The organism is Acinetobacter sp. YH12116 (assembly GCF_013418895.1).
Classification (GTDB): Bacteria; Pseudomonadota; Gammaproteobacteria; order Pseudomonadales; family Moraxellaceae; genus Acinetobacter; species Acinetobacter indicus.
Map to the genome: position 1 here is coordinate 18,833 of NZ_VPBE01000021.1, position 26,372 is coordinate 45,204.

Genomic DNA, 26,372 nt, shown 5'->3' on the forward strand with positions numbered 1-26,372 from the left:
ACTGGTCTATCCAAAGATAAAAAACTATTGCACAACAACTTGAACAGTACCGTTTTCAACATTGAATAATTGATAGGAAATAGACAAATCATGTAAGTGATTCTGCACTGATTCATGGTCTAAGGTGGTAATAAAAACTTGACTACCAAGTTGGCTCAATCGCTCAATTAAACGTCGTTGTGCGGTTAAATCTAATTCTGCTGTCAGATCATCTAATAATACCACAGTTTCCTTATTGCACGCATGCAGCATTGCAATCTGTGACAGTTTTAAAGCCATGATCAATAACTTTTTTTGTCCACGTGACAGCACAACATCGGCATCGCCCGTCGCTGTTTTTAAACGTAAATCTGCGCGATGCGGTCCATATTCGGTATAGCGGCGTTCCACATCTTTCTGATGATGATTGACCAAATCGCTCATCAAGCCCGGTTCCGGATGAAATCCGGGATGGTATTCCAGCCGGATATTTAAATCAGGCAACAGCTGCTGTAAATCCTGCTGAAAATAATGCTGCCACTGCTCGATAATACTGTAGCGTTGCAGATGCAGCATTTCACCATACTGGCTCAGCATCTGGTTCCACGGTTCTAGTTCTGCCAGGCTTAAATGACGCCGGGTTTTTAGTAAGCTGTTACGCTGTTTTAAGGCCCGCGAATAGTATTGCCAGGCATGATAAAATTCTGGTTCCACGTGGAACATCATCCAGTCCAGCAGCTGTCGCCTTGGTTTAGCGCCGTGGTCGATAATATCGGTACTTTGCGGATCAATCAGTTGTAGCGGCAGCAGTTTGGCCAGCTGCCCCTGGGTGGCAATATGATCACCATTGACCTTAATCAGTTGTTCCCCAGACAGCAGTTTTTGCATGCCGATTTTTTCGGTGGGCGACTGGGCAAATACAATCGCATCTTGGGCATCATGCTGAATATAGTTTTTGGGGATATGGGTACGGAAGGAACGACCGGTGGCCAGTAAATGAATGGCCTCCAGAATCGAGGTTTTACCGGAGCCATTGGCACCATAAAAGACATTAAACGGCTGCAACCCGACGAGTGCAACCGCTTTTAAGTTTCGAACACGTTCTATATTTAAACGCGTAATATGCATAATCGTGTCAGATCACATACAAGCTTAGACACGCATCGGCATCACAACATAGGTTTGATCTTGCTGCGCTGGGTCTTGCACCAGTACCGACTGGTTGGCTTCGGTCATGGTCATCGCCACATCATCACCATCCAGTGCACCTAATACATCCAGCAGATATTGAGCATTGAACGACATTTCCAGCGGTGTATTGTTGTATTGCACGGCCAGGTCTTCAATCGCTTCATCCTGCTCCGGGTTGTTGGCACGTAATTGCAGTGAATCTGCATTAAAGTTCAGGAATACGCCGCGTAATTTTTCATTACTTAAAATCGCCACACGCTGTAACGACTGCTTGAACACGTCATGTGCAATCATCACCACTTTATCACCACCACGTGGAATCACACGGCGGTAATCCGGGAATTTACCGTCAATTAACTTGGTGGTGAAACGTACGGTAATATCGCCCTGCTCTTTGTCACGGCTCGGCACGGAAATGGTTACATTTAACAGTTCACGGCCAATTAACAAAGACAATTGCTCATCTTCAATACTCAGCAAACGCTGTAATTCACCCACAGCTTTACGTGGCACAATCGCCTGAATCGGTTGTGTCGCATTTGAAGAGGCACCGGTTTCACATAATGCCAAACGGTGGCCATCGGTAGTCACAGCGCGCAGCTGGTTTTCATCAATTTCCAGCAAGGTGCCGGTCAAATAGAAACGTACATCCTGCACCGCCATGGCAAAGGCAGTTTTTTCAAATAAACGTTTTAATTCACGCTGAGTCACCGCTACCTGTGTGCCTTGAGTATTTTCAGTGGCCAATAACGGATAATCTTCGGCTGGTAAAGTCCCCAACACGAAACGGCTGTTGCCCGATTTTAAAATACAGCGCTGATCTTCAGTAATCTGCAGGTCAATTAAAGCCGCAGTCGGCAAAGATTTACAGATATCCATCAGTTTACGTGCCGGCACCGTGGTCTCACCCGCCTGTAAACATGCACCTTCAGCCAGAACCGTACTGGCCACCAGCTCCACTTCCAGATCGGAACCGGTAATGGTCAGCGCCTGTTCAGTCACCTGAACTTTCACGTTAGATAAAATGTTTAACGTATGGCGACGTTCAACCGCTCCTACAACATGTGATAGAACATTGAGTAAGCTTTCTTTGGCGATTTTTAAACGCACGGTACATTCCTCTAACAACTGAAGATGATGAAGATAAAAATTAATTTTTTAGCAGTGTACTATGCGGCAGAATATGCCGCATTGCAAGAACAGAATTTGACCAAACCGGCCTAACTTTGCAACAGGCGTTGCAGGTTTTTATAGTCCTCGTTGAAGATTGGATCTTCTTCGCGCAGGCTTTGTACTTTCTCGCAGGCATGCATCACGGTACTGTGGTCACGACCACCAAAAGCCATGCCAATTTCAGGGAAACTGTCCCCGGTCAGTTCACGGGCCAGCCCCATCGCCAGCTGCCGTGGACGGGCATAAATCCGGGTACGTTTTGGCCCGACCAGCTCTTTGAGTGGAATACGGAAATATTCACTGACCACACGCTGGATATTTTCGGTACTGATGGTACGCGCACGAATCGCCAGCACATCTTTTAGAGATTCACGCACCACATCCAGATCAATCGCGGTGCCTTTAAAACGGGAAATCGCGACCACCTTATTTAAGGCGCCTTCCAGTTCACGCACGTTGGCGACCACCTGCTGGGCAATAAACAAGGCACAGTTGCGCGGTAAATCGACGCCACTGCTTTCGGCTTTCTTTAATAGAATTTCAATCCGGGTTTCAATATCGGGCGGTTCTACCCCCACCGACAGGCCCCAGGAAAAACGCGATACCAGACGTGGGTCCAGTTCGGTCAGTTCTTTTGGATAACGGTCCGACGTCAGAATAATCTGCTTGGATTCATCCAATAAGGCATTAAAGGTATAGAAAAACTCCACCAGACTGGCTTCTTTACCGGCCAGCAAATGAATGTCATCCACCAAGAGCAGATCAAGTGAACGGCAATTTTTCTTGAATTCTTCAACCTTGCCCTGCTGTAGCGAGCTAACAAAGTCATGTACAAAGCTTTCAGCAGTCATATACATGACCCGGGCATTCGGCTTGGCCTGCAACAAGGCATTCCCCACCGCTTGCATCAAGTGGGTTTTACCCAGACCGGTCGGGCCATATAAAAATAGCGGGTTATGTTGTGAGGCGCCCAGATGGGTCAATACTTTACGGCAGGTTTCTGCCGCCATCTGGTTAGAACGGCCTTCTACAAATAAAGAAAAGGTAAATAAAGGGTTTAACTGACGCTTGCGGCTGTTTTTGCTGCCACTCTCTTCTTTGTCCTTTTTTGGACGGCTGACCGGTGCCGGTGCTGACTCTAAAGCAGCGGTGGTGGTCGCTGGCTGTTCACTGGCCGATAAAATGGCGCCCGGACGGGAATCGACCAGGATTTCAACTTTACGTACCCGTCCTTCAGACAGTTGTTCGGCCAGAATCGTGATCAGCTCAAGATGATGTTCCTGAATATAGCGGGTCCAATACGGGTTCGGTGCATATAAACGTAAAGTATCTTCTGATTCTTCTGCAACTAATGGGCGAATCCACATCGTAAAGACATTCCCAGAGAGCTCTTGTCGCAAGCGATTTAAGCAGTCCGTCCAAAGCATGTGAAAACCCCTATTTATTCCATTTTAAATTTAAAACGCATTCGTCCGCTGCAAGCGGGTCGCCATTCTAACCAAGTTATCCACATCTGTCATGAGAAATTGAGCGAATTTAGCCAAAAAACAAACATCAAGATCTAAATTTAAATTTAAAAGCTGGTGTGGATAAGTTTATCCGCAAGCTGTGGATAAAATATAGCATAAAGTTATCCACAATGTATTAAAAATATAAAAACACAGTTATCCACATGCAAAGTCTATGTTTTTTAAATTTAAAAATTGCTTTTCCACATAAAAAAGCCACCCTAATAAGAATAAATTTAAATTTATAAATTTGAATTTATATATTAGAGCGTGCTCGGATGTGGATAAACTGAAAATAAATTTAAATTCGAATTTAAACCTGCAGAGAATAAATTTATTCACATGGTCTTGTGGATAATTATGTGAATAATATTGTTTATAACTTATTTTATATGTTTTAACAATAGGATAGCTTGTGAATAAGCCAGAATATGTACAATTGCCTATTCCTGGATAAACTTAAGGCCTTTTATAAAAATTAGGCTTATTTAAAGGAAAACCGTGTTTTTGATTGACAGCTCAAGCAATGAGCACTAAAATCGCGGACCTTTATAGAAAGATCATTTTTGGAGTTTCGACATGAAACGTACATTCCAACCATCTGAATTAAAGCGTAAACGCGTTCATGGTTTCCGTGCTCGTATGGCTACTAAAGCTGGTCGTCAAGTATTAGCTCGCCGTCGTGCAAAAGGTCGTCACAGCTTAACTGTTTAATCAGTCACGCTGCATCGACTTGGGTGTTATGACATCACTTTATGGCTTCAGCACAGAGCTTCGTATACGCTGTGCTGCCGATTATAAAGATGTGTTTGATGGTGCGCTTTTTAAAGTGCATCAACCCCATTTCTTATTTCTGGCAAAACCGTCCGAACTGCTGAACAGCCGTTTGGGTATTGTTGTTGCCAAGAAAAAAGTGCGTCGTGCACACGAAAGAAATCGAGTAAAACGACTTGCTCGCGAAAGTTTTCGCCTGCATCAACAGCAATTGGCTGTACTGGATATTGTGGTGATGCCCAAAATGGGGATTGAAACAGTGCCAAATGCAGAGTTACATCAGCAATTACAATTTGCTTGGCAGAAATTGCACCGCCTTGCCAAAAAGCATTCTAAAATAGCTCCCTCCCCACATCAGTAGAGATGACCAATGGTACGTTTACTGCATTGGTTGATTCGTTTCTATCAGATTGCGATTAGTCCGCTTCTTGGACCACGTTGTCGCTATATTCCAACCTGTTCTCAATATGCCCTGGAAGCAGTTCAGATCCATGGGGCCGGACGTGGTGTGTGGCTGGCGACCAGACGTATCTGTCGTTGTCATCCGTGGGGTGGTTCGGGCTATGACCCTGTACCGGCCAAAGCAATTCGTTTTATTTCATTTCAGCAAATAGATTCTCAAACGGGTCACATTGCTGTACCCTTTCGTGAACGTTTATTGAACCAAAATCACTCTAACCACTTGGGGTAATAGATATGCAACAATGGGCCAGGATTGCAATTCTCGGGGCCATGTTTGTTGTCGCTTATTTGCTCATTTTGGCTTGGCAAAAAGATTATGGAAATGCTGAAACCCAACCACAGCAACAGGCTGCGGTGGTTTCACATGAAGTGTCTGCAGATTTGCCAAATGGCCAAACCGCTACAGCAGCTTCTGATGTACCGCAGGCAAATATTTCAGCGCAGCAGACTCAAACCACAGATGCCACTGCACCTGTAAGTCAGCAGCTTATTTCAGTACAAACTGACCTTTATCATCTTTGGATCAATCCAAAAGGTGGTGATATTGTTCGTGTTGAATTACTCAATCATGACAAAAATAAAGACAGTGATGCACCGTTTGTAATGCTTGAAAGCGATGACAAACGTACCTATGTCGCTCAGTCAGGCCTGATTGGTCTGAATGGACCAGACAGCAGCCGTAATGGTCGTCCAAACTATGAAGTTGAAAAATTAAGCTATAGCCTGGAAGATGCCAAAGCCGTTCAGAATCAGGACGGTGAAGCGGTGAAAGTGTTAAATGTACCAATGGTGTACAAAACTGCTGACGGTGTAGAAATTATCAAGACCTTCAGCTTCAAGCAAGGCGAATATCCGATTGTGGTTAACCACAAAGTGGTAAACCGCAGTGGCCAGAACTGGCAAGGTCAAATGTTTGGTCAGATCAAACGCGATAACTCGGATGATCCGGGTAAATCGGACCAGGGCATTTTCACTTTGGGTACCTTCCTGGGCGGCGCCTGGGGGACACCGGATGAACACTACAACAAGCTGAAATTCGACAACTTCACTGAAGAAAAACTGAATGTTGAAGCGACTGGCGGCTGGGTTGCGGTGGTACAGCACTACTTCGTGAGTGCATGGGTGCCGGGTAACCTGAAACTGACCCAGGCCGATGGCCAACCGTATAGCGCCAAGCTGGAATCGCGTAAATCAGGCGATAATATGAATATTATCGGCTTTACTTCGCCAACCATTAATGTACCGGCAGGTACAGTGGCAGAAGTCGATGCGACCTTCTATAGCGGTCCAAAAATCCAGTCAGAGCTGAAAGATCTGGCCACTGGTCTGAATCAGACTGTGGATTATGGCTGGTTATGGCCAATTGCCAAACTGCTGTTTGTAGGCTTGGAATTCTTCCACGGCTTAGTGGGGAACTGGGGCTGGGCAATTATTCTGTTGACCATTCTGGTGAAGCTGATTCTGTGGCCATTATCGTCGAAGAGCTACCGTTCTATGGCGAAAATGCGTGTGATTGCACCGGAAATGCAGCGCATGAAAGAAGAGTTCGGTGAAGACCGGATGCGCTTCTCGCAAGAGATGATGGCCCTGTACAAACGTGAACAGGTTAATCCGTTGGCCGGCTGTTTACCGCTGTTACTGCAAATGCCAATCTTCCTGGCCCTGTACTGGGTACTGATGGAATCTGTAGAGCTGCGTCATGCGCCATGGTTACTCTGGATTCAGGATTTATCGGCAATGGACCCTTGGTTTATCTTGCCGCTGATCATGGGTGCGACCATGTATATTCAGCAAATGCTGAACCCGCAGCCGACCGATCCTATGCAGGCTAAAGTCTTCCGCATTATGCCGGTCATCTTTACTGTGTTCCTGCTGTTCTTCCCGGCGGGTCTGGTGTTGTACTGGATTGTCAACAACCTGATCACCATCTTGCAGCAAGGCCTGATCAACAAATCTGTTGAGAAAGACCGTGCCAAACGTGATGAAGCGACCCCAGTCAACTAAGTTGTACTGACGAGCTGAATAAATCCGCTTAAGATGATACTCTTAGGCGGATTTTTTTTGGCCCGACTTTAAGCATTGCAACAGGTGAATTTATGCTGACCCAAACCACAACAATTGCTGCGATTGCTACTCCACCCGGGCGTGGCGGTGTGGGGGTGATTCGCCTGTCTGGTCCTAAATCCTATGCCATTGCTGAAGCCTTAACCCAAAAGCAGCTGCCGAAAGCCCGTTTTGCCGGCTTTCGTCAGTTTTATGAGGCTAGCGGTGAGGTGATGGATGAAGGTTTAGTGATTTGTTTCCCCAATCCGAACTCTTTTACCGGTGAAGATGTGGTGGAACTGCAAGGTCATGGTGGCCCTGTCATTCAAAATGCCCTGCTGGCACGTTTACTGGAACTCGGCGCGACCGCAGCCAAAGCGGGTGAATTTTCCATGCGCGCCTTTGAAAATGGTAAGCTTGATCTGGTACAGGCCGAAGCGATTGCCGACCTGATTGACGCGACCTCGCAGGCTGCAGCACGTTCTGCGGTACGTTCTTTACAAGGTGCATTTTCAACCAAGGTCAATACGGTTTTAGAAAAACTGATTCATCTGCGTTTGCATGTGGAAGCAGCGATTGATTTTCCGGAAGAAGAAATTGATTTTCTGGCCGATGGTAAAATTCTGGCCCTGCTGGATGATGTTGCCAGCTCAGTCACCGCGGTACAGCAATCGGCGCGTCAGGGACAATTATTGCGCGAAGGCTTGCAGGTGGTGATTGCCGGTAAACCCAATGCCGGAAAATCATCTTTACTGAATGCTTTAGCCGGGATTGAACGGGCGATTGTGACCGATATTGCTGGTACCACCCGTGATGTGCTGCATGAAAAAATCACCTTAAATGGCTTGCCGATTACCCTGACCGATACCGCCGGTTTACGGGAAACCGGTGATGTGGTGGAAAAAGAAGGCATCCGCCGCGCGATTAAAGAAATTGAACAGGCCGATTTATTGCTGCTGGTGTATGACTTAAGTCAGGGTGAAGATCCACTGGCCTTGGCCCAGGAATATTTTGCCGATCATCTGGAACCCAAACGTCTGATGCTGATTGGTAATAAAGCAGATTTGACTGGTGCTGAAGCCGTTATTGGTGATTATCAGGGCTTTCGTCATATTACCGTGTCGGCCAAGCAGGAAACCGGTGTTCAATCGCTCATAGATGCGATTACAGCCCATGCAGGCTTCCAGCCGGAAGAAGATACCTTTATTGCCCGAACTCGTCATTTAGACGCAATGAAACGCACCCAGTACTATCTGGCCGAAGCGCGCGAGCAGCTGGTAGATTATCATGCCGGTGAGCTGGTGGCTGAATCCCTGCGTCTGGCGCAAAATGCCCTAGGTGAAATTACCGGAGATTTTAGTGCCGATGATCTGTTGGGTAAAATTTTCGGTTCTTTCTGTATTGGAAAATAAGCGTAGTACGCTCTGAGCTTGCTATGCATTTAAAAGCATCAGGTGTTAGCCACCTGGTGCTTTTTTATTGCTTTTTATCAGGCAATCTCGTCATTTCAGCCTAAAGGGTTTCGTATACTCTAAGGGAACAGCCTGTCACATCGTATGCGGCAGTTTACATCTTGCCATCCGCCCTTCTATTGCCCGATATTCAGGCTATGATGAGTGAATAACCTACAAGTTGTTTCAATAAAATCCTGAATGCAGTCTATAAAAACACTGCCGGAGGTGTGGCATGCTGGAGGTGGTTGATTTACGTGAGTCACTGGTTGCTTTAGTGAGTGTGCTGCAGCTGTTACTCGAGTTTATCTCGGTGGTCTGTGTAGTGATTGGTCTGGTCAAAACCTTAATGGTGCTGGTCCAGTTAAAATCCGGCCGCAGTGCGCGCTATTGTTTTGGCAATTGGCTGGCCACTGCGCTGGAGTTTCAGCTGGCCGCGGATATTCTGGCCACCACGGTCGATCCGGATATGGACAGCCTGATCAAACTGGCGATTATTGCGGTCATTCGGACCTTTTTAAACTACTTTTTAATGAAAGAGCTGGAACATCAACCCGGTACAGAGAAATAAAACTATTCAATCATCTGGTGGATGTTGATATGGTCAGCATCTGATTGGCAGCGCAGTCTGTCCGCACCCAGGATCAGGCCGAGGGTGCCTGATCATCCCCGACTCAACAGCATTAATTTAAAAGGTTAGCACTTTACGCTGCTGCCAGATCAGGCTGAGGCAAAGCAGCCCAATCAGCATGCAGAAGCTGATAATACCCACACTTAAGCCAAAATGGTCTGATAAATAGCCCACCGCAATAATCGGTACAATGGTGCCCAGATAGGCAATAAACAGATAACTGGACATAATTGCAGCGCGGTTGTGCGGCTGACTCATCTGGTGAATCAGGCCAAAGGCGCCCAATAAGCTCAAGCCATGCCCAATTCCGACCAGCACATCACTGACAAAGAACAGCGGGCTCCATTGCAGCGACATACACAGTCCCAGCAGAAGCAGGCTGCCGAGCAGCGCATAGAGCCCCCAGCGCAAGGCCGTGGCAGGCAGTACACTACGGGCAAAAAACTGGACGATGGCTGAAATAATTAAAATCGCAGAAATTGCTACACCACTGACCAGTGGTCCATGCCAAGGCAAAATATCCTGCACAAACGACGGCGACAGCGAAGCAAACAGACTAAAGCCGGCAAAGGCACAAAACGCAGCGAAACTGACCAGAAAAAAAGCAGCCTGATACGGCGCATCCGGGGTTTGCAATTTGGGATAAACCGAAAAGGGCTGCTGTTCAAAGGCAGGCTGTTTTAGCTTGAACAGGCCCAGCCCACAGAAAATGGCACTGACAATCACCGGAAGATAAGGCGTGACCAGCGGCTGCTCGGCAAACTGGGCAATTACACCGCCCAGAAATGGCCCTAAACCAAAGCCAATTGCGGTAATAATCGAGCTGAGCTGCGGCGCCAGCAGTTTATGGCTATCGGGCACTACATTCATCAGCCCCAGCATGGCAGAGGTGGTAATCAGTCCCGAAGCAATCCCAATAATAAAGCGGCCGAGGCCCAAATACAGCGCTGTCGGTGCCCAGGCTGACAGTATCAGTCCAACCGTGACCAGGGCAATACCGACCTGCAAGCTGCGGACAAAACCAAAGCGGTTACTGGTTCGTCCCAGAAACAGTAACGTAGCCAGACAGCCGAACATATAGGCCACAAACAGATAGGTAATATGACTCGGCAGCAGCTGCCACAGCTCCTGATACAAGGGATATAAAGGACTGGCCAGTGCGGTTCCAACGGTACCAATACACAGCGCCAGGCTGACCATTAAAAACGGCTGCCACGATTGAGCGTTTGACATGAGAGAATAAAAAAATACCTCAGCTTTTTGGCTCAGGTATCATGATATGAGAAAAGATCGTTTCAGTGTAAAGGCAGGAATTTTGTGGGTCAATCGAAAGATGGGCTTAGGTATAGCGTTTTAACAATTTTAAAAATTCATCCAGTTCGACTTCATTGACCTCGACCTCATCGCCAATGACATGATGGCGCAAATGCGATTCAATCAGCTCATTCATCAGCCCGTTAACCGCGCCTTTAATCGCAGCCACCTGCTGTAATACTTCGATACAGCTTTTTTCCGGATCATGAATGGACTGTTCCACCGCACTGATCTGACCTTGTAAACGCTTGATGCGATTTAAAACTTTTTTATCTGTATGTAAATGGCCCACACTTCACCTTAATTTCAAATATACTATGGGGGAGTATATTGGACGATTCTCCCCATGCAAAATCATGTTTCTCACCGTACCCATCACCATCAGTTTGATGAAGGCAATCCACTGGCCCAGAAGCGTATATTATATGCTGCGATATTAACCGGTGTCATGATGCTTTTAGAGATTATTGGCGGCTGGATTTTTAACTCGATGGCACTTCTGGCCGATGGTTGGCATATGAGCTCGCATATGCTGGCTTTGGGGCTGGCCTATGTGGCTTATCGGGCGGCGCGTCATTATGCCCAGGATGCCCGTTTTAGCTTTGGTACCTGGAAAATTGAGATTCTGGCCGGTTATAGCAGTGCGATTTTATTGCTGGTGGTGGCCGGTTTTATGGCGTTTCATTCGGTAGAACGCTTATTTTTCCCGGTTAATATTCATTATAACGAAGCCATTCCCATTGCGATTTTAGGCCTATTGGTCAACTTGATTTGTGCCTGGTTACTGCATGATGATGGTCACCATCACCATCACCATCACCATCACCATCACCATGAGTCGGGGCATGGACATGCGCATGCACATACAGCTGGAGCACATGATTTAAACCAGAAAGCTGCGTTTATGCATGTGGTGGCCGATGCTGTGACCTCCATTTTTGCGATTGTGGCCTTAATTGCCGGCAAGTTCTGGGGCTGGGATTTTCTTGATGCGGTACTGGGTATTGTGGGTTCGATTCTGGTGGCGCGCTGGGCCTGGGGCCTGATTCAGGAAACTGGACGCACCTTGATGGATGCCGAAATAGATCATCCGGTGGTGGAAGAAATTCGCGAGGTGATTGCCGAGCTGCCAGGAATGGTCAATATCACCGATCTGCATGTCTGGAAAGTCGGTCGTGACAAGTTTTCCTGTATTCTGGCCGTAGAAACTGAAGATGAATTAAATGCCGATCAAATCCGCACGGCCCTGTCAGTGCATGAGGAAATTGTGCATGTCTCAATTGAAATTAACTCGATTTATCCGGTTTATGTTCCACGTGAAACGTCGTTGTCTATGCTGTAGTGATTCGGTAAATTTCTCTGATAAAAGTGGAATCTTTGTCCCGATTTAAGATTAGAATCGGGCAAGGATTGATAAAGACAAGATTTCACTATGTTTAAACATGCATTCTTGCTGGCCGCGCTCGCGATGAGCTCAACGCTGGCACTGGCCAATGTCGACACGGTCAAAGCCAATTTAAAGCAGCAGCATCCAAACCTGGATATCCAGAATATTCAGGCCACTGAAATGCGCGGGATTTATAGCGGTTCAATGCAGGGTCAGGTGGTCTATCTGAATGAAGATGCCAAGCATATTCTGGCCGGTTCCATGATCCGTTTAAGCGACCAGCAGAATTTGACCAAAGCGCTGCTGGTACAACAAAACAGCATCGACTGGAAAAAACTGCCGCTACAAGATGCTTTAAAAACGGTTCGAGGGACGGGTAAACGTCAGCTGGCCATCTTTTCTGACCCAAATTGCCCGTATTGCAAACAGCTGGAAGTAGAGCTGAAAAAACTCAATGATGTCACCATTTACACCTTTATTTTACCGTTAAAGGCACAATCGGTACGCCCTTCACAGCAGGTGTATTGTGAAGCCAATCCGGCCCAGGCCTGGGAAGACCTGATTGCCAAAGGTCTTAGCCCGCGCACGAGCCAGTCCTGTGCCAATCCGATTCAGCGTAATCTGAAACTGGTGAAAAGCCTGGGATTAAACGGCACACCGGCCATTATTTTCTCGAATGGTTTTAAGGTGATGGGCGCCTACCCTGCTGCGCAGATCGAGCAGATTTTCAAGGAATTTGGACTCTAAGCTCAGATTGTTAAAAGTCAGATTTTAGACCATAAAAAAGCACCGGCGAATGAACGGTGCTTTTTTATTGATTTAAACGCGATGTGAGCGTTTGGAAATCATGTTATAGATAAACAGAATAATCAGCGCACCAATTACTGAGGCAATAAAGCCGGCAGCTGAGTTTTCATCATACAGACCGAGGAAGCGACCGCCGTAAGTGGCCAACAGAGAACCGGCTATCCCGAGTAAGGTGGTCATAATAAAGCCTGCTTTATCATCACCTGGATGGATGGCACGGGCGATAAGACCTGCAATAAAACCAATCACGATAGCCACAATAAGTGTCCACATCTCCTGTCTCCTTCTTGTTATGGTTTATCAAGTTGAGTTGTTGCTATTTGATTTATTTTTCAGGATTTTTGAGAGGACAAACAGTAGAGTCCTGCTACAGATTGTAGTTTTTTTGTCCGCTTTGTCGTAAAAAAAGTGGCTGAACGCCACTTTCTTTTGCGGTTGCTTACAGACCAATTTCACCAATAAACGGGATATGGCGATATTTCTGGTCATAGTCGAGGCCATAACCGACAATAAATTTGTCTTCTACTTCAAAGCCCAGGAATTTAACTTCCAGTTCAATTTCACGGCGTGACGGTTTGCTGACCAAGGTACACAGCTCAATCGAATTTGGTTCACGGGTTTGTAGAATTTCCAGTACTTTGCTCAGGGTATTGCCAGAGTCGATAATATCTTCTACCACCAGCACATCTTTGCCACGAATTTCGCCGTCGAGGTCTTTCAGGATTTTTACATCACGCGAAGACACAGTACTGCCGCCATAACTTGAAACGGTCATAAAGTCCAGTTCATGCGGTTTTTCAATGGTCCGGCATAAATCGGCCATAAACAGCACAGAACCGCGCAGTAAACCGATTAATACCAGTTCCTTGTCACTGTTGGCGTAGTGCGCATTAATCTGTTTACCAAGTTCTTGAACTTTCGCATGAATTTCTTCAGCAGAAATCAATACTTTCATATCAACGGTCATGGGTAGATCCCTAAAAGAGCAAAAAATAAAAAAGGTGTTGACCTGCAACACCCCAAAATATGCCTTAATTTTAATACATCTTGCGGTCAGATGCATCCTCTTTGCTGTCTAAAAAAACAGCATTTTTGACCGGGTGGTCTCTTTTCAGCAATAAGGCCAGACCAATCAGCGTGAGCGCCACCCGCCATTTCGGTTGCGCCCGGCGTATAGGTTTAGTCGCGGACATAGGCACATTGTCCATAAATATAGGTGGCCTGAATATTACGTTCATCGCCCATGGTCATGAGCGCAAACAGGCTGTCTTCCAGGCCTTTGCTGTGCTGCTGGCGCAGGGCCTGCAAGGCGGTAGCGTTTAAATCCAGCACAATAAAATCAGCTTCTTTACCGATATTGAAATTGCCGAGCTTGTCATTCAGATCCAGTGCTTTGGCACCGCCTAAAGTGGCATGATACAGCGCTTCATAGGCCGACAGGTTTTGCTCAAGTAGCTGCTGGACTTTATAGGCTTCGCTAATGGTGCGCAGCTGGCTAAACGAGGTCCCTGCCCCGATGTCGGTGCCCAGGCCCATTTTGACCTGTTTCTGCCAGGTCTGATGAATCGGGAACAGGCCACTGCCCAGGAACAGGTTGGAGGTCGGACAAAAGGCAATCGCGGAATCGGTCTGGTGCATACAGTCCCACTCCTGCTCTTCCAGATGCACACAATGCGCAAATACCGAACGTGAACCGGTCAGCCCATAATGATGATAGACATCTAAATAGCCTTTTTGCTCCGGGAACAGGCTTTTGACCCAGGCAATTTCATTTTTGTTTTCACTTAAATGGGTATGTAAATACACATCCGGATATTCAGCTTTCAGCTGCTGCGCTTTTTCCAGTTGTGCCGGCGTTGAGGTCGGCGCAAAACGCGGGGTAATCGCATATAAATTACGGCCTTTTCCATGCCACTTTTCAATCAGTGCTTTAGATTCCTGATAGGCGCGTTCTGGCGTGTCACAGAGTTCCTCGGGTGCATGACGGTCCATCAGCACTTTACCAGCAATCAGGCGCATCTGGTGCTGTTCTGCGGCTTCAAAAAGGGCATCGACAGATTCAGGATGCACGGTACAGAACACCAGTGCCGTGGTGGTGCCATTTTTCAGCAGTTCCTGCACAAAAAATGCAGCAATCTTGTCAGCATAGCTTTTATCAGCAAACTGCATTTCGGTTGGAAAGGTATAGGTATTCAGCCATTCCAGCAGCTGGGTGCCATAGGCGCCCACCATTTCGGTTTGTGGGAAATGAATATGGGTATCAATGAAGCCGGGTATAATCAGCTGATCGGGATAATGCTGCACCGAAACACCGGCCGGAATATGCACCTGCCCCTCTTCCCAGGGACCAAACCAGTGAATTTTCCCGTGTTGGGTAATTAATAAACCATCTTCTACATAGCGCACTTGGTCGTGAATATCACGCGCTTGAGCAACTGTATTCTGAATATCGAGGAAGCGGCCGCGAATTGCCGTCGTTGCAATGACAGAAGACATGAAAAACCTGCACTTGTTTAATTTTTTCGGTTGATTGTAGCTGAAAAGCGCTGCCCTGTATGGAAAATCCAACATTCAGTCACAGACATTGGGTGTCATGCAAAACTGTTGCCAGTTTGGGTGAAATACAAGATGTCCACTGGGTCAACTCTAAAATATTCAGTTAAATCGAGTACTTATACGCTGATATTTAAGAGTAATCCCTGAATATGGAAAATAAAAAAAGCCCGTATGCAACGGGCTTTTTGATCAATCAGTCCACTTTAGAGCGTGGTTTCATGATGCTTGCGGCTGTGACGAATCGACAGCCAGGCGGTAATTGCCAGCACAATCACAATAAAGCTTAGGGAAATCCAGATTGGCATGTGGAACACATCCAGCATCAGCATCTTGAAGCCAATGAACACCAGAATAATTCCCAGCCCATACGGCAGATAATGCATTTTGGTGGCTGCACCGGCCAGCAGGAAGAACATGGCGCGTAAGCCTAAAATCGCCATCAGGTTGGCGGTCAAGACAATAAAGGGATCACTGGTCACGGCGAAAATTGCAGGAATTGAATCCACAGCAAAAATCACATCGGAGGCTTCAACCAGAATCAGCACCAGAAAGAGTGGCGTGGCCCAGAGTAAGCCCTCTTTACGTACAAAGAAGCGGCTGCCTTCCAGCTGCGGGGTAATCCGCATATGTTTGCGTAACCATTTCAGGATCGCCATATCTTCGATATTGCTGTCTTCATCGTCCTGTCCACGCAGGAATTTAAAGCCGGTATAGACCAGGAAGGCACCGAACAGATACAGAATCCAGGAGAATTCCTGCACAAACCAGGCGCCAATAAAAATAAAGATGGTACGCAGCACAATAGCGCCCAAAACGCCATACAGCAGGATTTTACGTTGTAACGCTGGTGGAATGGCAAAGGCAGCAAAAATCATCAGCCAGACAAAGACGTTATCAATGGCCAGTGATTTTTCCAGTAAATAACCGGCCAGATATTCCATCACCTTGGTATTGGCGACATCCAGTCCGGCAGTCTGATTCAGATACAGCCATAGGCCACCACCAAACAGCATGGCCACGCTGACCCAGGCGATACTCCAGTAAGCGGCGGTACGCACCTGGACGGTCTGGCCTTCTTTTTGTTTAAAGCCCAGAAAGTCGATGGCGAGCATGACCATAACAATCGCAAAAAAGGCCAGATACAGCCAGATATTGCCGATAGATTCCATACAATCTCCACATCCGACAATTGGCCATAAAAAAACCTTGACCCGTTGCCAGATGAAATAAAAACATCCATAACAACGTGATCAAGGTCTTGCCTACATTGCCCTGCCTGTGCAGATTCAATGCTCAGATACCGACTTTTTGCAAAGTGTAATGACGATAGTCTGACAGGTTAAAACCAGTGAGTTTCATCTGGCTTTTAACGCTTGGAGGAGGCTACTCCCCTTGTTCAACAATTCTGTGTTGGGGGAATGCCCCAAAGTCGACAGAGAATTGCATATTTTTAAGTAAAGTGCAAATGGTCGAATGTAAATGAGCGCGTGCTACAGTGTATTCCTCGTCAAGAAAAAAGCGACTGTATGCAATTGTTTCAACATGCAGTGAAAATGTTAGATTACAGATCAGATGCTATATTTTTTTCTGCAGAAAGCAGATACTCAAAATTCAGATGGGAGGATATGATAAAAATGATGGTGCAACACGAAAACAATGACAGCAAAGGGGCCTTTTTTGTTGAAGCCAATGGCGAGCGTCTGGCTGAGATGACCTATTCACGTGCTGGCGAAGATAAAATCATTATTGACCATACCACGGTCAGTGAACAGTTACGTGGTCAGGGTGTGGGACGTCACTTAGTTGAAGCTGCGGTCAATTATGCCCGCGAACAGCAGATCAAGATTATACCGCTCTGCCCTTATGCCAAAGCGGCTTTTGAAAAAGACCCGTCGATTCAGGATGTACTTCAACCCTAATTCATCAGATGACACATAAACTTTAAGGCAGGACAGCAATGGATATTCAACATCAAGAGGCAAAACGTGGCGGTGCATTTTTTATTGAACGGGATGGACAGCGGATTGCTGAAATCACCTATCAATGGCAGGACGCACATAAAATTGTCGCCGACCATACCTGGGTAGATGATTCATTGCGTGGCCAAGGCATTGCTCGTCAATTACTGGATGTACTGGTCGAGTTTGCCCGGGAAAAAAAGCTCAAGATTGTACCGGTCTGTTCTTATGTTGAAGTCATGTTTCGACGTGAGCCCAGCCTGGCCGATGTCGCCGCTTAAATCTGGCACTTGAACCTGCAGCTGACTTTGTAATGCCAGCTGAAATATAAAAACCACGAGCATGCACTCGTGGTTTTTGATTGCCGATAAAGACCTTAGCTGTAATCAATGATCACTTTCAGGGCTTTTTCATCTGAAGCGTGTTTAAATACCTCATAAGCCTTTTCAAACTGGTCAAATGTAAAATGATGGGTGGCCAGACGTTCCATCGGCAGTTTGCCGGCACAGCAGCTTTTGAGCAGCATGCCGGTGGTATTGGCATTGACCAGACCGGTGGTAATGGTCAGGTTTTTAATCCAGAGTTTATTTAACTCAAAATTCACCGATTTGCCGTGTACTCCGACGTTGGCCAGATGACCACCCTCTTTGACGATATGCTGGCAAATATTCCAGGTGGCTTCTACCCCCACGGCTTCCATGGCGCAATCGACCCCGCGGCCATCGGTAATCTCCAGAATGCGCTGAATGGCATCTTCTTTGGCCGAGTTAATGGTATGGGTCGCGCCAAGTTCTTTGGCCATGGCCAAGCGGTTATCATCCATATCTACCGCAATAATCTGCGCTGGAGAATAGAATTGTGCAGTCAGCAGACAGCCCATCCCAATCGGGCCGGTACCAATAATGGCAATGGTATCGCCGGGTTTGACATTGCCATATTGCACGCCAATTTCATGCGAAGTCGGCAACCCATCTGATAAAAATACCGCGACCTCTTCATTCAGTCCTTCTGGCAGCGGATAAAGCGAGGTATCAGCAAATGGGGTGCGTACATATTCGGCATGGGTGCCGTCAATCATATAACCCATGATCCAGCCGCCTTCATTACGGCAGTGTGCATAGAGCTGTTTCTGGCAGTTTTCACAGGTACCGCAGCGGCTGACGCAGGAAATAATCACCCGGTCGCCCGGTTTGAAATTTTTGACTGCCGTACCGACCTCTTCAACAATCCCGATGCCTTCATGGCCGAGAATACGGCCATCAAACTGGCCGGTTTTTTCGATTGCGGTGCTTTCAAATTCCGGGTTTTTGCCTTTCCAGATACCAAGGTCGGTACCGCAAATCGTTGACTTGGTCACGCGGATGATGGCATCAGTGGGTTGCAGAATCTGGGGACGTGGACGCTGTTCAAAACGGATATCATTGGCGCCATGATAAACCATGGCTTGCATTGTCTGGGACATGGTGGTCATCCTCTTGTTGTGCTTATTGTGGGACAGCCTGCGCCTTTTCACCTCATCAGGAACCGTTATAGCACAGGATGTGATCGTTCTAACTTAACAGGAGTTGATGACAAGTTCATCTCTAAAAAACCGTTTTTATTCATATATTTATATTTATTTTAATCTATTGAATTGTATGACAATAAAACAGGGCTGCAGTATTCTAACTACAGCCCCGTTGAATGATGTTTCAGGTCAATAAACGTGCTTAAGCCGATTTTAATGCGCTTAATAATTTCTGGTGCAGACCACCAAAACCGCCATTAGACATGATCACCACCGCATCGCCCTCGCCTGCTTCCTGGCTGACGGTATGAATAATGTCATCCAGCGTCCGGGCAATTTTGGCCTTGTTTGGTGCCGCAGCCACCACCGGTTGTAAATCCCAGTCCAGTCCTTCCGGTTGATACCAGATTACTTCATCGGCCAGACGCGCTGAATGTGCCAGTCCATCTTTATGGCTGCCCATACGCATGGTATTGGAACGAGGCTCAATAATCGCCCACAGTTTACGTTCACCTAAACGTTTGCGAGCGCCTTCCAGGGTGGTGTCAATTGCCGTCGGATGATGGGCAAAGTCATCATAGACCTCAATGCCGCGTACGGTATCGAGCAGTTCCATACGGCGTTTTACCCCGCCGAAATTGGACAAGGCCGCACAGGCCGTTTCAATCGATACACCAACATGCGCCGCCGCGGCAATGGTTGCCAGGGCATTGGCCACTGAATGCTGGCCGGTCATGTTCCAGCAGACTTCGCCCTGAACCACACCATCTTGCAGCACTTTAAAATGTGAGCCATCGGCCTGTAACTGCTCGGCAGATAGCGCGGCCTGGGCATGTGCAGTCAGTGAGGTGCGGACCACCGGTGTCCAGCAGCCCATTTCCAGCACTTCATCAATATGGGTTTCGGTAACCGGTGCAATAATGCAGCCTTCACTTGGAATGGTACGCACCAGATGATGGAACTGTTTTTGAATCGCCGCCAGATCATCAAAGATATCGGCATGGTCAAACTCCAGGTTATTTAAAATGGCAGTTTTCGGATGGTAATGCACGAACTTGGAACGCTTGTCAAAGAAAGCAGAATCGTATTCATCGGCTTCGACACAGAAGTATTTGCCACCACCTAAACGCGCGCTTTCTTTAAAGCCAAGCGGAACGCCGCCAATCAAAAAGCCCGGTTCCAGACCGGCCTGATCCAGCACCCAGGCCAGCATGGTGGTGGTGGTGGTTTTACCATGGGTGCCGGCCACGCCCAGAACATGCTTGCCTTGCAGCACATGATCGGCCAGGAATTGTGGACCTGAAACATAAGGCAGACCGGCATTGAGCATATATTCCACCGCATCAATACCACGTTTCATGGCATTACCGACAATCACCAAGTCCGGATGCGGCTGTAAATGGCTGCGGTCATAGCCCTGCATTAAGGTAATGCCTGCATTTTCCAGTTGGGTCGACATCGGCGGATAAACATTCTGGTCGGAACCGGTCACGGTATGTCCCAGATCACGCGCCAACAAGGCCAGAGAGCCCATAAAAGTGCCACAAATACCCAAAATATGCAGATGCATCCGCTGTTACTCCACTGCGTGTAGGACCGTACCATTCTTGTTGATGGCCTGGTCATGATGTATTGAATTGTCAGCAACGATAGCAAGGCTGTTTCGGAAAAGATAGTCATTCTTGTAGGGATTCGTTGACTGGAATCCGAAAAAATCAGGCATTTTCCAGGTGGATGCTGACCGTGAAAAAAATCCGCACGGCTGCACTGCTTTTTTGGCCTGAAACCGTACAATAGGCTGACATTTTCTGGATACTGCCGCCTATGTCCTTCCCTTTACTGCTGTTAATTATTTCCAACTGTTTTATGACTTTGGCCTGGTATGGACATCTGAAATTTTTGCATGGCGCGCCGCTGTGGCAGGCCATTTTGTTTGGCTGGATGATTGCCCTGCTCGAATACGCCTTTATGATTCCGGCCACGCGCTTACTGGCCCAGCATGGCTGGTCACTTGGGCAAATGAAAATTACCCAGGAAGTGGTGACCCTGCTGGTCTTTGTGCCGTTTATGCTGTATCTGTTCAAGCAGCCGTTTAAACTGGATTATCTCTGGGCTGGTCTGTGCCTACTCGGTTGTGTTTACTTCGTTTTTCGCAGTAGCTAAAGTTATTCTGGTTGTGGCAGATGTGGAAAAAGTGCGGCGAAATCTGCTTGAATCAGCGCCCGTTCTGGTGCGAAATCAAAGTGATGTAAACAGCGTTGTAGCACCTGCATCGCCATCTGCGTGGCCGCCTGTCTGAGTTCCGGTTCCGGCACATTCTGCGCAATCATCGACAGGCATTTCAGCAGGCGCTGATTTAACTCCAGATTCTGGGCACAATCGCGGGCCAGCGGCATAAAGCTGCCATAAATCAGGTCTTGCAGATCAAAGCACTCAATACTGAGATGCGGATAATCACAGCGCGTCGCCTCCGGGTCCGGGCGACTGTCAATCAGAATCCGGGTCAGCGCATTCAGCGCGCTAATGCCAGAACCGACATCATTAATTGCACTCGACATGGCTTTTTGCCCGACCTCACTCATCACCAGCAGACAAAAACGCGGATCCTGTAGAAAACTGCGATTGGTTTCAATAATCAGATGCTGCAGAATCTGATCGCGGATCTGCTGTTGCTGTTCTTCGGACAGCGCCTGCGGGCTATAGACCTCGACCAGCGCAGTCATCGGATCTAAAAATTTTCCCGGCATAGATGGCAGATGTAAATGCAGTTGCTGCTGCGCGGCAATCTGCTCCAGTCCGGCCAGATCGACATGGTTAAAATAGCCGGTTGTGCTGCTATAGACGCAAAAGCTGGGCGTAAAAGCAGGCTTCTGCCCTGTTGCCCCCAAGTCCGGTTGATGCCGGAACTGGCCCAAGGCCTTTTTGGCCGCAGTTTCAATCTTGTCGATGGTGGTGGTTAAATTGCCGAGTTTAGACAGGGTTTGTACCCAATGAATCAGGGTGTAAATCAGGTACATCAACACCAGAATAGTACTGATAAACAACACAAAACGTCCCGATGGACCGTAGTACTCCAGCCCCAGGGCAATTTTGGCAATCACTGCATAAATAAAGGCGGAAATAAAACTGGAAATGGCCAGCCGGGTGTTGTCATCGCTCATCATCAAGCTATAGGCACGTGGTGTGCCGCTGCTTGAAGCCGAAGCAAAAGCTGCCACCATAATCGACAATGAGAAGGTCGTCACTGCCAGCATGCTGGAGGCAATAATATCCAGCAAGCTGCCCAAGGTGTCGATGCTGATATTCGGTACCGTACTGGCCGGAATAAAATACTGGCTGGCGATGGCAAATAATGAAAAAAATGTCGCAAAGATGGCACCCAGCGCCGGCATCAGCCATAAGTTTTCTGAAGGGTTTTGTAGCCAGATTTTAAGTTTGAACCACATGGAAACTGCCCTGAAAATATCTTTAATCTAATCTTAAGTTATTCATTACAAAAAGCTTTATCTTGATAGTTATAGCGTTTTTTTCACCGCTGTATGTCCTCTTTTTGTATTTTTGGCCTATTGCCATCATTGTATTTTCTTCAGTTTTACAAACAGATAATTTTAATCTTTATTCTTGCGCCGAACTTTAGCCAGCCGGTTTTTCAGTCTATAATACGGAGCTTATTCATTAAAGCTTGGCTCTCGTCGAGATTTATCTTTTTTCACTTAGTCTCTGGAACATTAGCAATGAATGCGGCCGCAGCACAAGACGCTCCTCTCGTTGGAATTATTATGGGTTCTCAATCTGATTGGGCAACTCTCGAACACACTGCCAATATGCTCAAGCAGCTTGGTGTCCCATTTGAAGCGGAAGTGGTTTCTGCGCACCGTACCCCAGACCGTTTATTCGAATATGCCGAAACTGCGCGTGATCGTGGTATTCAGGTGATTATTGCCGGTGCGGGTGGCGCTGCCCATTTACCGGGCATGTGCGCAGCCAAGACTGATCTTCCAGTGCTGGGTGTGCCGGTTAAATCTTCTATTTTAAATGGTGTCGATTCACTGCTGTCGATTGTACAAATGCCGGCCGGAATTGCGGTGGGTACCTTGGCAATTGGTCCGGCCGGTGCCACCAATGCTGCCATTATGGCTGCCCAGATTCTGGGTTTAACGCGTCCAGAGATTGCGAAAAATGTCGCTGATTTCCGTGCAGCGCAAACCGATAAAGTGGCCAGCAACAATATTCCGGGTCAGGCGTAATACGGGACATTCCTTATGAATAAAACCATTGGTATTTTTGGTGGTGGGCAGCTTGGTCGTATGATGGCGCAAGCCGCGTTACCACTCAATATTCAATGTACTTTCTTTGAAGCCAGTGCAGATTGCCCTTCTGCGGCTTTAGGTACGGTCTATTCAAACGCAGCTGAACACGGTTTGCAGGATTTTATCCAGAGTGCAGATGTATTTAGCCTGGAATTTGAAAATACCCCGCTGGCTGATGTCGATGTCTTGACCCAAAGTAAAGCGTTGCATCCGCCGCGTCAGGCGCTGGCGATTGCGCAAAACCGTCTGCAGGAAAAAGCCTTATTTGATGCACTGCAGATTCCGGTGGCGCCGTATAAGGCGGTTGATTCGCTGGACAGTTTACAGGCGGCGGTAGCTGAATTAGGTCTGCCGATTGTACTGAAAACCGCAACTGGCGGTTATGATGGTAAAGGTCAGTTTGTGCTGCGTAGTGCTGATCAGATTGATCAGGCCTGGGCAGAACTCGGCCCTGCCGGCTTGCTGATTGCAGAAAGTTTTGTCACCTTCTCGCGTGAAGTATCAATTATTGCGGTACGTGGCCAAAATGGCGATGTGAAAACCTGGCCATTGGCTGAAAACCATCACCATCACGGGATTTTGTCGCACTCGATTGTACCGGCACCGAACAGCACTGACTTGCAACCGGTGGCGCAAGACTATATTACACGTTTGCTGAATCATCTGAACTATGTTGGTGTGTTGACACTAGAACTATTTGTCACTGAAAAAGGCCTGTATGCCAATGAAATGGCACCACGCGTGCATAATTCAGGGCACTGGTCGATTGAAGGCGCAGTCTGTTCACAGTTTGAAAACCATGTCCGTGCAGTGGCTGGTTTGCCGCTCGGTTCGACTGAGGTGGTGCGCCCGACAGTGATGGTGAATATTATTGGTCAGCATCCAAAGTCGGAAGATGTGTTGGCGTTAAATGGTGCACATCTGCATTTGTACAATAAAACTGAACGCGAAGGCCGTAAAATCGGGCATATTACCCTAATGCCAAACGACAGTCGCGAACTGACGTCACTCTGCCGTCAGCTGGCGAAAATTTTGCCAAATCCGCTGGCCTTGAGTGAAGATATGAGCATTTAACTGCAGATTCGTTTATGAAAACAGCGGTCCCTCAGCGGGCCGCTTTTTTTATGCCAGAAATTCGGGCAAGATTGCGCTCTTTTTTCGCCAGCTGCCATTGGTCGGCTGGTTCAACAACAGGCTTGATTGCTTCAGTCCAGATCTTTTATAACTATAAATGGCTAAAAAATAAACATAAATACAGAGCATCTGAAAAAATTAAAAATGAATTCAAACACAGATTTTATTTTAAATTTAAATCTGAATATGCAGTTTGAATTTAAAATATCCGCTGAACTTTAAATTCAAAATTATGAATTCAAATCTGTTTGTAGTTTTAAATTTAAAATTTGAATTTAAAACCTGCGAAATAAATTCAAAAACTGCAATTTAAATTTAAAAAGTACAGATTTACGGTCCGGTGGATGGGTTTTGTGGATAAGTTTTCCTGAAATAAATTTAAAAATGATGATTTAAATTTAAAACCAGCGCTGTTTTGCAGGTGTGGATAACTTTACTGGTTGAAGTCTGAAAAAATGAATTTAAAAGAATGAATTTAAATTTAAAAAATAAGAAAACCTAGATTTGAATTTAAAAATACTCAAGATTAGATCTGTGGATAAAATTTTTTAAATTCAAAACTGAAATATGAATTTAAAATGAAGCAAAATAAATTTAAATTTACGTTTTTACCCTGTCATTTTATGGCCCAGCTGTTATGGTAAAACCAGTTTTAAATTCAAATGACATAAGGGATAGTATGCATCGCTTTGCTTTTGTTTTCGGATCTTTGGCATTGGCTGCATCTCAGCTACATGCAGAACTGATTATTAACGGTCAGCCGGTCACCACCACGGCGCCGGTGCCAAGCACCATCCAGCCTCAAAATAATTTCCAGGCCTGTCTGGCCAATTTACGCGGTCAGGCCATGGCCAAGGGCGTCAGTGGCAGTACTTATGACCGCTATACCCAAAATTTAACGCCAGATTATTCCGTGATTGAACGCCTGAATTATCAGCCGGAATTTTCGACGCCAATCTGGGATTATCTTTCCGGTCTGGTCGATGAAGAACGCGTACAACTGGGCCAGCAAAAACTGGCCGAGCACCGTGAGGTACTGAACCGGGTTGCAGCAGCTTATGGTGTACCGCCAGAAACCGTGGTCGCGGTATGGGGTGTAGAAAGTAATTTTGGTGATATTTCTGGCCGTTATCCGTTATTGCAGGCTTTAGGTACTTTAAGCTGTGAAGGCCGTCGTCAGAGTTATTTCCGCGGCGAATTCTTTGCCGCCATGCGTATTTTACAACGCGGCGATGTGCGTGAAGATCAGCTCAGAGGCTCATGGGCCGGGGCATTTGGTCATACCCAGTTTATGCCATCGACCTATGAAGAACTGGCAGTGGATTTTGATGGTGATGGCCGCCGTGATCTGGTCTCAAGCACCACTGATGCCTTGGCATCAACCGCCAATTTCCTGAAAAAACGTGGCTGGCAAAGCGGACAGCCGTGGGGCTTTGAAGTGAAATTGCCCGCAGGCATGTCAGTCAGTGGAGAAGGGCGCCGCAATAAAAAATCCTTAAGCAGCTGGGTCAATCGTGGGCTAGTACGAGCCGATGGCAGTGCCTTGATTCAGGGCAATCTTTCAGGCAGCAGTCAGGCCGGTTTGCTGACACCGGCAGGCGGCAATGGCCCGGCTTTCTTGGTGTTTAAAAACTTTGATGCCATTTACAGTTATAACGCCGCGGAAAGTTATGCCTTGGCCATTGCGCATTTATCCGACCGTTTACAGGGCAAAGGCCCGTTTGTGACGGCATGGCCTACCGATGATCCGGGCACTTCACGCGCAGAACGTCGTGAAATCCAGCAGTTTTTATTAAATCGCGGTCATGATATTGGTGCGGTAGATGGCCTGATTGGTGATAAAACCCGTCAGGCGATTCGTCAGGAACAGATCCGCCTGGGCTTAAGTCCCACCGGGCGTGCCGGACAGCAGGTGTTACGCGCTTTTCGTAATGAAAATGCCAAACTGATGATGCTGCAATAAATAAATATGCAATAAAAAGGGCGCCTTATGGCCACTGCTGTCCCATAGTTTGCTTTAAATAAAAAAACCTGAGTCCTAACAGTTAAAATATGAGTGCAAACAAACACTTTAACGACCAGGATTCAGGTTTTGTCACATCAGAATACCGTATTTCATGAGCTAATTAAACCTGTTGTGCGACAGGATTTTGAACAACTTGCTAAAGTACACCATGTTGGACAGAA

The 26,372-nt window shown here is 47.0% G+C and carries 28 protein-coding genes; 15 read left to right on the forward strand and 13 right to left on the reverse strand.

The window, feature by feature from the left end; translation table 11 throughout:
- Nucleotides 1-24: 24 nt before the first annotated feature.
- The 3 genes from recF to dnaA all read right to left on the reverse strand — a co-directional run bounded on the left by recF (nucleotide 25) and on the right by dnaA (nucleotide 3,770).
- Nucleotides 25-1,107: a DNA replication/repair protein RecF gene (gene recF, locus FTU54_RS11725; RefSeq protein ID WP_005181126.1), complete on the reverse strand. Its 1,083-nt coding sequence runs from the start codon at nucleotides 1,105-1,107 to the stop codon at nucleotides 25-27.
- Between the two features lie 24 nt (nucleotides 1,108-1,131).
- A complete protein-coding gene (gene dnaN / locus FTU54_RS11730) occupies nucleotides 1,132-2,280 on the reverse strand; it encodes a DNA polymerase III subunit beta (protein WP_168394138.1) in 1,149 nt (382 codons plus the stop codon).
- Between the two features lie 110 nt (nucleotides 2,281-2,390).
- Nucleotides 2,391-3,770, reverse strand: coding sequence for a chromosomal replication initiator protein DnaA (dnaA, locus tag FTU54_RS11735; protein WP_005181121.1), 1,380 nt, complete (start codon nucleotides 3,768-3,770; stop codon nucleotides 2,391-2,393).
- A gap of 660 nt (nucleotides 3,771-4,430) precedes the next feature.
- On the opposite strand from dnaA, the gene rpmH reads away from it, so the two are divergent.
- The 6 genes from rpmH (at nucleotide 4,431) to FTU54_RS11765 (ending at nucleotide 9,152) form a co-directional block, all read left to right on the forward strand.
- Nucleotides 4,431-4,565, forward strand: a complete 135-nt coding sequence (rpmH, locus tag FTU54_RS11740; protein WP_000831329.1) for a 50S ribosomal protein L34 — start codon at nucleotides 4,431-4,433, stop codon at nucleotides 4,563-4,565.
- Between the two features lie 28 nt (nucleotides 4,566-4,593).
- Nucleotides 4,594-4,986, forward strand: coding sequence for a ribonuclease P protein component (rnpA, locus tag FTU54_RS11745; RefSeq protein ID WP_005181120.1), 393 nt, complete (start codon nucleotides 4,594-4,596; stop codon nucleotides 4,984-4,986).
- Nucleotides 4,987-4,995: 9 nt separating this feature from the next.
- Complete coding sequence (yidD, locus tag FTU54_RS11750; protein ID WP_045795963.1) at nucleotides 4,996-5,316, forward strand: membrane protein insertion efficiency factor YidD; 321 nt, start codon at nucleotides 4,996-4,998, stop codon at nucleotides 5,314-5,316.
- Nucleotides 5,317-5,321: 5 nt separating this feature from the next.
- Nucleotides 5,322-7,091, forward strand: coding sequence for a membrane protein insertase YidC (yidC, locus tag FTU54_RS11755; protein WP_075168111.1), 1,770 nt, complete (start codon nucleotides 5,322-5,324; stop codon nucleotides 7,089-7,091).
- A 95-nt stretch (nucleotides 7,092-7,186) separates the two neighbouring features.
- Complete coding sequence (gene mnmE / locus FTU54_RS11760; protein WP_163143529.1) at nucleotides 7,187-8,542, forward strand: tRNA uridine-5-carboxymethylaminomethyl(34) synthesis GTPase MnmE; 1,356 nt, start codon at nucleotides 7,187-7,189, stop codon at nucleotides 8,540-8,542.
- Between the two features lie 274 nt (nucleotides 8,543-8,816).
- The gene (locus FTU54_RS11765) at nucleotides 8,817-9,152 is read left to right on the forward strand and encodes a DUF1622 domain-containing protein (RefSeq protein ID WP_005181102.1); all 336 of its coding nucleotides are present in this window, start codon (nucleotides 8,817-8,819) and stop codon (nucleotides 9,150-9,152) included.
- 117 nt (nucleotides 9,153-9,269) lie between these two features.
- Here FTU54_RS11765 and FTU54_RS11770 read toward each other — a convergent pair whose 3' ends face one another.
- Nucleotides 9,270-10,412: an MFS transporter gene (locus tag FTU54_RS11770; protein WP_104484548.1), complete on the reverse strand. Its 1,143-nt coding sequence runs from the start codon at nucleotides 10,410-10,412 to the stop codon at nucleotides 9,270-9,272.
- Nucleotides 10,413-10,551: 139 nt separating this feature from the next.
- The gene (locus FTU54_RS11775) at nucleotides 10,552-10,818 is read right to left on the reverse strand and encodes a metal/formaldehyde-sensitive transcriptional repressor (protein ID WP_005181098.1); all 267 of its coding nucleotides are present in this window, start codon (nucleotides 10,816-10,818) and stop codon (nucleotides 10,552-10,554) included.
- A gap of 54 nt (nucleotides 10,819-10,872) precedes the next feature.
- On the opposite strand from FTU54_RS11775, the gene dmeF reads away from it, so the two are divergent.
- Both dmeF and FTU54_RS11785 read left to right on the forward strand, forming a co-directional pair.
- Entirely contained in the window at nucleotides 10,873-11,868 is a 996-nt protein-coding gene (dmeF, locus tag FTU54_RS11780) for a CDF family Co(II)/Ni(II) efflux transporter DmeF (protein ID WP_180074787.1), read from the forward strand.
- Between the two features lie 90 nt (nucleotides 11,869-11,958).
- Nucleotides 11,959-12,660 carry a DsbC family protein gene (locus FTU54_RS11785; protein WP_180074788.1) on the forward strand — a complete coding sequence of 234 codons (702 nt, stop codon included), beginning with the start codon at nucleotides 11,959-11,961 and terminating at the stop codon, nucleotides 12,658-12,660.
- 72 nt (nucleotides 12,661-12,732) lie between these two features.
- On the opposite strand, the gene FTU54_RS11790 is transcribed toward FTU54_RS11785, so the two are convergent.
- The 5 genes from FTU54_RS11790 to FTU54_RS11810 all read right to left on the reverse strand — a co-directional run bounded on the left by FTU54_RS11790 (nucleotide 12,733) and on the right by FTU54_RS11810 (nucleotide 16,445).
- Complete coding sequence (locus FTU54_RS11790; RefSeq protein ID WP_005181091.1) at nucleotides 12,733-12,993, reverse strand: GlsB/YeaQ/YmgE family stress response membrane protein; 261 nt, start codon at nucleotides 12,991-12,993, stop codon at nucleotides 12,733-12,735.
- A 166-nt stretch (nucleotides 12,994-13,159) separates the two neighbouring features.
- A complete protein-coding gene (gene hpt, locus FTU54_RS11795) occupies nucleotides 13,160-13,687 on the reverse strand; it encodes a hypoxanthine phosphoribosyltransferase (protein ID WP_005181088.1) in 528 nt (175 codons plus the stop codon).
- Nucleotides 13,688-13,757: 70 nt separating this feature from the next.
- Nucleotides 13,758-13,913 (reverse strand): hypothetical protein, encoded by a 156-nt coding sequence (locus FTU54_RS11800; RefSeq protein ID WP_005181085.1) that lies wholly within the window; start codon nucleotides 13,911-13,913, stop codon nucleotides 13,758-13,760.
- Nucleotides 13,900-15,216 carry a guanine deaminase gene (gene guaD, locus FTU54_RS11805; RefSeq protein WP_180074789.1) on the reverse strand — a complete coding sequence of 439 codons (1,317 nt, stop codon included), beginning with the start codon at nucleotides 15,214-15,216 and terminating at the stop codon, nucleotides 13,900-13,902. The genes FTU54_RS11800 and guaD overlap by 14 nt, the downstream gene beginning before the upstream one ends.
- Before the next feature lie 263 nt (nucleotides 15,217-15,479).
- Nucleotides 15,480-16,445 (reverse strand): TerC family protein, encoded by a 966-nt coding sequence (locus FTU54_RS11810; protein WP_163143371.1) that lies wholly within the window; start codon nucleotides 16,443-16,445, stop codon nucleotides 15,480-15,482.
- A 384-nt stretch (nucleotides 16,446-16,829) separates the two neighbouring features.
- Between FTU54_RS11810 and FTU54_RS11815 the strand changes: the two genes are divergently transcribed.
- Entirely contained in the window at nucleotides 16,830-17,195 is a 366-nt protein-coding gene (locus FTU54_RS11815) for a GNAT family N-acetyltransferase (protein ID WP_158650617.1), read from the forward strand.
- A gap of 38 nt (nucleotides 17,196-17,233) precedes the next feature.
- Nucleotides 17,234-17,515 carry a GNAT family N-acetyltransferase gene (locus FTU54_RS11820; protein WP_180074790.1) on the forward strand — a complete coding sequence of 94 codons (282 nt, stop codon included), beginning with the start codon at nucleotides 17,234-17,236 and terminating at the stop codon, nucleotides 17,513-17,515.
- 95 nt (nucleotides 17,516-17,610) lie between these two features.
- Here FTU54_RS11820 and FTU54_RS11825 read toward each other — a convergent pair whose 3' ends face one another.
- A complete protein-coding gene (locus FTU54_RS11825) occupies nucleotides 17,611-18,696 on the reverse strand; it encodes a zinc-dependent alcohol dehydrogenase family protein (RefSeq protein WP_180074791.1) in 1,086 nt (361 codons plus the stop codon).
- A 247-nt stretch (nucleotides 18,697-18,943) separates the two neighbouring features.
- Nucleotides 18,944-20,311 carry a UDP-N-acetylmuramate:L-alanyl-gamma-D-glutamyl-meso-diaminopimelate ligase gene (gene mpl / locus FTU54_RS11830; RefSeq protein ID WP_005181071.1) on the reverse strand — a complete coding sequence of 456 codons (1,368 nt, stop codon included), beginning with the start codon at nucleotides 20,309-20,311 and terminating at the stop codon, nucleotides 18,944-18,946.
- A 254-nt stretch (nucleotides 20,312-20,565) separates the two neighbouring features.
- On the opposite strand from mpl, the gene FTU54_RS11835 reads away from it, so the two are divergent.
- Nucleotides 20,566-20,904, forward strand: coding sequence for a DMT family protein (locus tag FTU54_RS11835; RefSeq protein WP_005181069.1), 339 nt, complete (start codon nucleotides 20,566-20,568; stop codon nucleotides 20,902-20,904).
- Between the two features lie 2 nt (nucleotides 20,905-20,906).
- On the opposite strand, the gene FTU54_RS11840 is transcribed toward FTU54_RS11835, so the two are convergent.
- Nucleotides 20,907-22,187, reverse strand: coding sequence for a DUF2254 domain-containing protein (locus tag FTU54_RS11840; protein ID WP_180074792.1), 1,281 nt, complete (start codon nucleotides 22,185-22,187; stop codon nucleotides 20,907-20,909).
- A 288-nt stretch (nucleotides 22,188-22,475) separates the two neighbouring features.
- Here FTU54_RS11840 and purE point away from each other — a divergent pair, with 288 nt between their 5' ends.
- The 4 genes from purE (at nucleotide 22,476) to FTU54_RS11860 (ending at nucleotide 26,148) form a co-directional block, all read left to right on the forward strand.
- A complete protein-coding gene (gene purE / locus FTU54_RS11845; protein WP_005181065.1) occupies nucleotides 22,476-22,988 on the forward strand; it encodes a 5-(carboxyamino)imidazole ribonucleotide mutase in 513 nt (170 codons plus the stop codon).
- A 15-nt stretch (nucleotides 22,989-23,003) separates the two neighbouring features.
- Nucleotides 23,004-24,125 carry a 5-(carboxyamino)imidazole ribonucleotide synthase gene (locus tag FTU54_RS11850; protein WP_104488335.1) on the forward strand — a complete coding sequence of 374 codons (1,122 nt, stop codon included), beginning with the start codon at nucleotides 23,004-23,006 and terminating at the stop codon, nucleotides 24,123-24,125.
- 14 nt (nucleotides 24,126-24,139) lie between these two features.
- Nucleotides 24,140-24,382: a hypothetical protein gene (locus FTU54_RS11855; protein ID WP_104470775.1), complete on the forward strand. Its 243-nt coding sequence runs from the start codon at nucleotides 24,140-24,142 to the stop codon at nucleotides 24,380-24,382.
- A gap of 482 nt (nucleotides 24,383-24,864) precedes the next feature.
- The gene (locus FTU54_RS11860) at nucleotides 24,865-26,148 is read left to right on the forward strand and encodes a lytic murein transglycosylase (RefSeq protein WP_075175487.1); all 1,284 of its coding nucleotides are present in this window, start codon (nucleotides 24,865-24,867) and stop codon (nucleotides 26,146-26,148) included.
- The last annotated feature ends 224 nt before the right edge of the window (nucleotides 26,149-26,372 follow it).

Bases quoted from the DNA above. Each gene is read 5' to 3' on its own strand.
- recF (WP_005181126.1), bottom strand. From the start codon at position 1,107: ATGCATATTACGCGTTTAAATATAGAACGTGTTCGAAACTTAAAAGCG.
- dnaA (WP_005181121.1), bottom strand. From the start codon at position 3,770: ATGCTTTGGACGGACTGCTTAAATCGCTTGCGACAAGAGCTCTCTGGG.
- rpmH (WP_000831329.1), top strand. From the start codon at position 4,431: ATGAAACGTACATTCCAACCATCTGAATTAAAGCGTAAACGCGTTCAT.
- rnpA (WP_005181120.1), top strand. From the start codon at position 4,594: ATGACATCACTTTATGGCTTCAGCACAGAGCTTCGTATACGCTGTGCT.
- yidD (WP_045795963.1), top strand. From the start codon at position 4,996: ATGGTACGTTTACTGCATTGGTTGATTCGTTTCTATCAGATTGCGATT.
- yidC (WP_075168111.1), top strand. From the start codon at position 5,322: ATGCAACAATGGGCCAGGATTGCAATTCTCGGGGCCATGTTTGTTGTC.
- FTU54_RS11765 (WP_005181102.1), top strand. From the start codon at position 8,817: ATGCTGGAGGTGGTTGATTTACGTGAGTCACTGGTTGCTTTAGTGAGT.
- FTU54_RS11770 (WP_104484548.1), bottom strand. From the start codon at position 10,412: ATGGTCAGCCTGGCGCTGTGTATTGGTACCGTTGGAACCGCACTGGCC.
- dmeF (WP_180074787.1), top strand. From the start codon at position 10,873: ATGCAAAATCATGTTTCTCACCGTACCCATCACCATCAGTTTGATGAA.
- FTU54_RS11785 (WP_180074788.1), top strand. From the start codon at position 11,959: ATGTTTAAACATGCATTCTTGCTGGCCGCGCTCGCGATGAGCTCAACG.
- FTU54_RS11790 (WP_005181091.1), bottom strand. From the start codon at position 12,993: ATGTGGACACTTATTGTGGCTATCGTGATTGGTTTTATTGCAGGTCTT.
- hpt (WP_005181088.1), bottom strand. From the start codon at position 13,687: ATGACCGTTGATATGAAAGTATTGATTTCTGCTGAAGAAATTCATGCG.
- FTU54_RS11800 (WP_005181085.1), bottom strand. From the start codon at position 13,913: ATGTCCGCGACTAAACCTATACGCCGGGCGCAACCGAAATGGCGGGTG.
- guaD (WP_180074789.1), bottom strand. From the start codon at position 15,216: ATGTCTTCTGTCATTGCAACGACGGCAATTCGCGGCCGCTTCCTCGAT.
- FTU54_RS11810 (WP_163143371.1), bottom strand. From the start codon at position 16,445: ATGGAATCTATCGGCAATATCTGGCTGTATCTGGCCTTTTTTGCGATT.
- FTU54_RS11815 (WP_158650617.1), top strand. From the start codon at position 16,830: ATGTTAGATTACAGATCAGATGCTATATTTTTTTCTGCAGAAAGCAGA.
- FTU54_RS11820 (WP_180074790.1), top strand. From the start codon at position 17,234: ATGGATATTCAACATCAAGAGGCAAAACGTGGCGGTGCATTTTTTATT.
- FTU54_RS11825 (WP_180074791.1), bottom strand. From the start codon at position 18,696: ATGTCCCAGACAATGCAAGCCATGGTTTATCATGGCGCCAATGATATC.
- mpl (WP_005181071.1), bottom strand. From the start codon at position 20,311: ATGCATCTGCATATTTTGGGTATTTGTGGCACTTTTATGGGCTCTCTG.
- FTU54_RS11835 (WP_005181069.1), top strand. From the start codon at position 20,566: ATGTCCTTCCCTTTACTGCTGTTAATTATTTCCAACTGTTTTATGACT.
- FTU54_RS11840 (WP_180074792.1), bottom strand. From the start codon at position 22,187: ATGTGGTTCAAACTTAAAATCTGGCTACAAAACCCTTCAGAAAACTTA.
- purE (WP_005181065.1), top strand. From the start codon at position 22,476: ATGAATGCGGCCGCAGCACAAGACGCTCCTCTCGTTGGAATTATTATG.
- FTU54_RS11850 (WP_104488335.1), top strand. From the start codon at position 23,004: ATGAATAAAACCATTGGTATTTTTGGTGGTGGGCAGCTTGGTCGTATG.
- FTU54_RS11855 (WP_104470775.1), top strand. From the start codon at position 24,140: ATGAAAACAGCGGTCCCTCAGCGGGCCGCTTTTTTTATGCCAGAAATT.
- FTU54_RS11860 (WP_075175487.1), top strand. From the start codon at position 24,865: ATGCATCGCTTTGCTTTTGTTTTCGGATCTTTGGCATTGGCTGCATCT.